Below are 6,279 nucleotides of genomic sequence, written 5' to 3' on the forward strand. Positions count from 1 at the left end.
CTAGCTGCCCCTTCTTTCAATAACCTATGTTGTAACTATCATTATTTTCCTAGCCTAAAGCTACTACCATCCATTCAAGTAATCAATCAATTTTTGAAGATATGGATAAGTTTTTTATCTCTCTATACTCAATTGCGAAAAGCTGCCATATCTATGACCTTAGCATTACTATAATAATCTTTCTTCACTTCTAAATATTGATCAAAAAAATCATTGTCTAAGCTAAATAATTTAATAAGAAATTTAGGTAGTAGATTAGATTGACTCAACATTTCATCTAAGTTTACTACTTTCTTATCAAGCACAAATTTTAGAAGCGAACGAACCTTTCCCGGCCTTATCGATGGAAGTTCATTATCTAATGGCTCAATTTGCCTATAACCTTTTTTGGTTAATTGTCCCCAAAAATATCGATTCTCCTGATAAGTTATCAGTTTCAATCCATAAGCCCTCATCTCCAAAGCTGCAATTGAAACCAAGTACTTTCTTTTTAACTCAATATAGTAATCCGGATTAGATTTCCTTTTTAAGGCTAAAAAATCATTGGAAAACTCTGTTTCTGGTAAAAGAAAGATAGACGCAAATAAATCCGCTTCCTTTTCAATAACTTTTAATTCAATAGCTGCTAAAATATCCATGTCTATATTAGCATGTAATAGTAAGTGTCCTAATTCATGAGCTAAATCAAAATTTCTTCTAACAGCAGACTTTTTGAACGTCCCCAAAATTATATACAAGCGACCATCATTTGTAACTGTACTATAAGCATCAATCTGTGCGCCTAAATTCTTTTCAAGAATATAAATCCCACTACGCCCCAGGATATACATCAAATTTTTATTATCATTTAGAGCTAATTTTCTTCTCGCAAATGTAGCAATTACTTTAATTAGCTCATTTCTTTCCAAGTTACTTTCTTTAAGCATTCGCAGGCATTCTTTTCTGATAGCTATTATAGATTCTTGAGGCAACAACAGATTTTGTTCAAAGTAGTTGATATAGTAGTCAACGTAGTTCAAAAAAGTTAGTTCAAGCTTGGTCTTTTTTCTTGACTCCCTATCCTTCGCCCTATATGCAATCCTTTCCTCACTAACCTTATCAATAAGATTGCTGGGTGAAAAAAAGTACTTTGTTTCTACATTAAATAAACCACGCAATCGATTCAGTATTTCAATTCAAGGTAACATAAGCCCATTTTCATATTGCCATACTGATTGTTCAGTTATATTCAATTTGTCTGCTAGTTCTTTGCGAGAGAGGCCGTTCAATTTTCTAAGGCTACTTAGTTTCTCCCCATAAAACATGAAAATCATCCTAACTTTTTACTTAATTTGCTTCTTTTGTATCAGTTTGTTTCTCGCTAGCAACCTCATATCCAAATGTATGATTTTCATCGTAAATACCATCCGGAAGTTTATCAGTCTTAGCAACTTCAAGTTCTTCATCACTAATTGAATGGGTGCTATTCTCTATTAAAGGTGTTAAATCCGCAACTTCAATTAAAGTCATTTCCGCTTGATTTGGTATTGTCAAAGCGATTTTACTAATCATTTTAGATTGAGAATCAAATTCACATGTCACAATATAAAACCGATCGTAACTTACAACATCTTCAGTCGCTATCTCTTTACCCTCTCTTCCGAGTCCTGGAAGTTCTAGTTGAACAACTTTTTCAGATGGGACTGTTTTCAGAACAGTTCTGTCAATAAACGAATTATTTATACCAGCATATTCACGCAAATAGTTATTCGTTTTAACGCCATCCGTTTGCCCATTGAAGGCCTTCTTAATTCCCCGACTATTTTTCACGATTATCAAGTACTTCTCACCACTAGTATCTTCCAAAATAAATTGAAGATATTCCCAAGCATACCCGGCTTTCTCCACCGAGCTTTTAACTTGCCTATATTTTTCAAATTCTTTGTATACACTAGAATCAATATGATTACCTTTTGTCCAGGCATACGCTGCGCTAACCCTTAAAGCATTATAAGCTTGTCTTCTTGCCTCAAGATAATCTTTATACCCATTCAAAATACCATTTACAATTGCTTGACATAGTTCACTTGGTAAGGAAATATTGCTATCCATCCGCTCAAAACTCATGCTTTCTTTATGTGCTTAATTATACTTCTTTATTTAAAAAAGAAAGTATTTTGCCCTGTTTTTTTAAAGTAAGTTACTTTCACCTAAAAGTGTCGCTCTAATAGTTACGTTTCATTCCGCCCTTGAACAAGGGTTAAAAAATAAAAGAAACGACCGATATAGGTAATGTAGGACGTTTGTTATGCAAAGTATCAAATTAAATTTTGGGGTTATAAATCGCCAAACGATATGTACTAATGCTAATGAAGAAGGAGGCAAAATTATATCCGAAAAAATTTCTAATGAAAAAATCGCGCACGATTTAGCTGTAGCGTATATTACTACCAAATATTGGCAGGTGTATGGGAAAGAATATTTTAGTAATGTGACAGGAGACTATGCGTTTGACTCTATATCAGAGTATCATCAAAAATATGATGAGTTTCTAAAAGAGCTAAAGATGAGTACTCCATCATAAGTAAGCGCTACATAACGAAGTGTCACCAATTAAAAAAGACCGTAAAATCACACAATCAAAATGTGAATTTATGGTCTTTAATTTGTACAAATTTCTTTAACTTCAGGATTCCATGGCAAATAAGCCTCAACATCAACTTTTTTCGCTGCTCTAGTAACGAAAAGATGTAGTTGAGATATTTAGAGATATCTAACCCATTCAATTTTGATGTTTGAATCAAGCTGTACCAGATCGCGTTTGCTTTTGCCCTAGCCACTGTTGGCGCAAACAGTGAATTTTTGTGAATTAGAGTTGCTGGTCTAATGGCTTGTTCCACTGAATTATTTGACAGTGTTAGTTCCCCAATTTAGTAAATATTTTCTAATCCGGCTCGAAATTTTTTGATAAAATTTTTTCAAACTTAACGAATCATTTTTCGTCTTTAAAATTGCCAATAGTTAATTGTGCTGTCTTTGTCCTTTCCTCTAGAACTATATTTATACTCGTAATCAAAACATTTGCTTCATTAATTCGCAAATTATCCTTTCTCTTATGAACCCAAATATAGATTGTTTGAAAGAGTATGAGTATAACTATCACTGAATTTTCGATTTTAATCCATGTTAATATTGCAACAAGTAGTGCCATACTCGATATAATATTTGCGTATTCATCTCTCCTATCAATATATGCTTGCAAACAATTTCTAGCAGCAATCAAATCATTATTAGTGTTTGTTTCGGACGAAAAAGCAATAACATAATCTTCTAAATCTCGATAGTTAATATCTGTTTTATCTATATAATCAATAAATGCGCCTTCACAGGTTATACTTCCATAAGACTTTTTTAGTGGCCTACCTAGGAAATTTGCCCTTAAATTTTTTAATTTATCAGCGTCTCTAAATTTGCACTTCATTCAATCATTCCTCCAAAATTTTCATTAACAAGTTACTTTTACTAATCCTTCATACAACGATTCCTCATTATGGAACGAATAAGTAAGGTTTTTAATTTTTTCATAAACGTAATTTTCCGCATTATATCTTTCATCATTATCATCTAACCAATAAACCACCCTATATTCTTTTTGCTCAGAATACCTATTTCTTTTCCGAAATGCTAATTCTAGATACGATATATCCTTGAAGTTTGAATCATTCTCATCATAGTAGCATACTGGTCCCATCGCTAGTGTTCTACTGTTTTCGTCATCCATATATTCTTTCATTTTTTCATAAAAAAAGCTAGCTGTAAGAACAACTGGTATTCTTTTAGCTGTTTTATTAAAATTTCTAAAATACTCAATCACAGATTGAGACAATCTTAGCCTTGCTGCTTTTTCACTCTTATCAATTACATCCATTTCTTTATATGGTATGTAGAAAAAGCTAGCTACTCCCAAACGTCTTTTATCCTCATCATCAAGATGTAATGTGGTCTTTACGTATCTCTGGTGTGAAAAATTTCTCTTGATAGAAATATTCCACAATCTCGCACCTTCATATTCATCACCAATTACAGTATCGCCTTCGATTTTCTCTTTATCAATAAAAGAAGATAAACTTTCAAAATGTATTTCACCATCGCAAAACGAATCAACATACTTCTTTTCAACAAACTTAACAAGTATTCCATCCTTGTTTAAAATTTCATCAATAGTCATTTTCCTCATCCTTCCTCTATTTCAAATGCTTCCCCCATTCCAGTTGCATCATAAAAACCGTGCTGAATATCACGTTCTTCTCGCCTAATGGCGGCCAACCTTTGTTCTACTTGTAGCATTTTTCTCTGATAATTAGCTACAATTTCTTGTTGCCTTGCTAAAGATAAATTGGGAACCGGTAGTATCCGTAAATCTTGTATGCTGATTTGCTTAACAGTCGTCCCTCTAGCAAGGGTCGCTAACAAAATCTGTCCCAACGAACTTTCTAGATATAGTTTTAAGAAATGCTCATCATAGCCTGCCCTTACTCTTAGACTAACCAAATTAGCGTGAACTAAAAGTTTATCATGCCCTTCTTCAATCAATTCTACCTTGTTAGTATTACCACGTACGCTTAACAGAATATCACCCTTTTGAACTAAGTAACTACTTAAATCGACTTGACGCGGATTAACACTTATAAGTTTAGTATAATCAATCCCCGTCTCTGTCAAATCAGTAATCCGAATGACTTGGTATTCTCCAGTATCACTTTCATCTTTACTACTAAAATTGTAGCCTCGACCTATCTCAGCAACCCGGCCTAAGGTAAGCGTATCTAACGATTGTAGTTTTTTGTAATTTACATGAATCTCCTCGCCATTAACAGTAAACTCAACTTGCTTAATATAGCTTTCAACTGATAAATCCCCATTCTTAATCTCAGATACAGGGATGTTAGCAGCTAGCCCTGGAACCTCTTTTTTACTATGATATAACTCTAAAATCTGTTCTAACGCTTCGGCTTTTAGTTGCTTATTCGTCCGTGTACTCCTAGTCATTTCATCGTTAACTTTAATGAATTGCACCTGCATTTCAGACTGCGAGGGTTTGTCATTATTCAAAACTATAATCGCCGTTTCAATCCCGGTTGAATAGAACATATTAGCTGGTAATGAAATGACTGTTTCAATTAAATCGTAAGCTAAGATATTCTTCCTAATCCTAGCTTCACTCCCGCCTCTGTATAAGTCACCAGCACTAACCAGGACTACTGCTTTGCCACCAGTTGGTTTCAGCGAAGAAATTGCATTACTGATATAAGCCAATGTTCCCGCCATTTTGCTCAAGGGACCAAATGGAAACCGCCCATACTCATCATTATCTAGACTAGATGATAATCTAAATCCAAAGGGCACAACTTGCACAATTTTGTCAAACTTACCAAATTTATCTAAATAATGTGGATGTAATAAGACATCGTCCGCATAAAATTTTAGTTGCTCCTTATTTGCACCATTCACAAGTAAAGTAAGGTAACCTATCTGTGCCACGGTAACATTAAGCTCTTGTCCTACAATTAATCCCGGTTGATAATGTAAAGCCTCAACTAATACTCCACCTACTCCTGCGGTTGGATCAAGCAGACTATCACCAAGCTGAACATCTGCCAATCCTACCAATAACTTACTGATTTCTGTTGGTACTGTTATAAAGAAATCCTTACCACCATGCCAAATTCCATACGTAGTAGCAACTTTCATTAAGTCGTTTGCCTGCAAATTATTAGCAGCTGTTAGTAATGAACGATAAGTAGCATCCGGAATCTCATCAACAATAGACTTAAATTCTGAAGTAAAGCTCGATAATAAACTAACATCTAACCCACTCGTAATTTCAGCTAACGTCTCTTCTAACTGCTTTTTACTTTGCAAAACTAAGTTCTTAAGAAGATCTCTACCAGAGTATTTCAACAAAGCTAACCCTGCAAATAAGGTTGGTACCTCTGTTTCAGGAACATAACCACGTATACCACTCATTAGCTCGTACAATCTTTCGTTCAACAAGTTGCATCACTCCTTCCTTTAACTTACAACGTAATTCTACACACATATTAAATATATGTCAACTGTGTATTTTGAATAATTTTAAAAAGTATTAAAAATACTTTTTTTAAAATAAGGGAGTACCTTGAAAAAAATTACTCTTACAATGCAAACGCAGGCTATTTATTTCTAACCAAGCTACTTACTTAACAGTAAGCACTCCATAATTGGACGTTATTGGCAAAAAAAGACCATAAAACCACAATC

The 6,279-nt window shown here is 34.0% G+C and carries 8 protein-coding genes; 1 reads left to right on the forward strand and 7 read right to left on the reverse strand.

Annotation, left to right across the window (positions count from 1 at the left end; translation table 11 throughout):
* Window positions 1-128: 128 nt before the first annotated feature.
* The 3 genes from FC14_RS09350 to FC14_RS09355 are packed head-to-tail and all read right to left on the reverse strand — an operon-like array spanning window position 129 to window position 2,091.
* Window positions 129-1,175, reverse strand: a complete 1,047-nt coding sequence (locus FC14_RS09350; protein ID WP_478212000.1) for a spr1629 family repressor/antitoxin — start codon at window positions 1,173-1,175, stop codon at window positions 129-131.
* A complete protein-coding gene (locus FC14_RS11070; RefSeq protein ID WP_338131949.1) occupies window positions 1,176-1,313 on the reverse strand; it encodes a helix-turn-helix domain-containing protein in 138 nt (45 codons plus the stop codon).
* Between the two features lie 13 nt (window positions 1,314-1,326).
* A complete protein-coding gene (locus FC14_RS09355; RefSeq protein ID WP_156655802.1) occupies window positions 1,327-2,091 on the reverse strand; it encodes a spr1630 family ClpXP-sensitive toxin in 765 nt (254 codons plus the stop codon).
* Window positions 2,092-2,287: 196 nt separating this feature from the next.
* On the opposite strand from FC14_RS09355, the gene FC14_RS09360 reads away from it, so the two are divergent.
* Entirely contained in the window at window positions 2,288-2,563 is a 276-nt protein-coding gene (locus FC14_RS09360; protein ID WP_056977658.1) for a hypothetical protein, read from the forward strand.
* A gap of 55 nt (window positions 2,564-2,618) precedes the next feature.
* Here FC14_RS09360 and FC14_RS11160 read toward each other — a convergent pair whose 3' ends face one another.
* The 4 genes from FC14_RS11160 to FC14_RS09375 all read right to left on the reverse strand — a co-directional run bounded on the left by FC14_RS11160 (window position 2,619) and on the right by FC14_RS09375 (window position 6,033).
* Window positions 2,619-2,909, reverse strand: a complete 291-nt coding sequence (locus tag FC14_RS11160; RefSeq protein WP_156655804.1) for an IS66 family transposase — start codon at window positions 2,907-2,909, stop codon at window positions 2,619-2,621.
* A gap of 62 nt (window positions 2,910-2,971) precedes the next feature.
* Window positions 2,972-3,460, reverse strand: coding sequence for a hypothetical protein (locus tag FC14_RS09365; protein WP_056977660.1), 489 nt, complete (start codon window positions 3,458-3,460; stop codon window positions 2,972-2,974).
* Window positions 3,461-3,484: 24 nt separating this feature from the next.
* Window positions 3,485-4,207: a hypothetical protein gene (locus tag FC14_RS09370; protein ID WP_056977661.1), complete on the reverse strand. Its 723-nt coding sequence runs from the start codon at window positions 4,205-4,207 to the stop codon at window positions 3,485-3,487.
* Window positions 4,208-4,212: 5 nt separating this feature from the next.
* The gene (locus FC14_RS09375) at window positions 4,213-6,033 is read right to left on the reverse strand and encodes an N-6 DNA methylase (RefSeq protein ID WP_056977663.1); all 1,821 of its coding nucleotides are present in this window, start codon (window positions 6,031-6,033) and stop codon (window positions 4,213-4,215) included.
* Window positions 6,034-6,279: the final 246 nt, after the last annotated feature.

This window comes from Ligilactobacillus agilis DSM 20509, assembly GCF_001436215.1.
Classification (GTDB): Bacteria; Bacillota; Bacilli; order Lactobacillales; family Lactobacillaceae; genus Ligilactobacillus; species Ligilactobacillus agilis.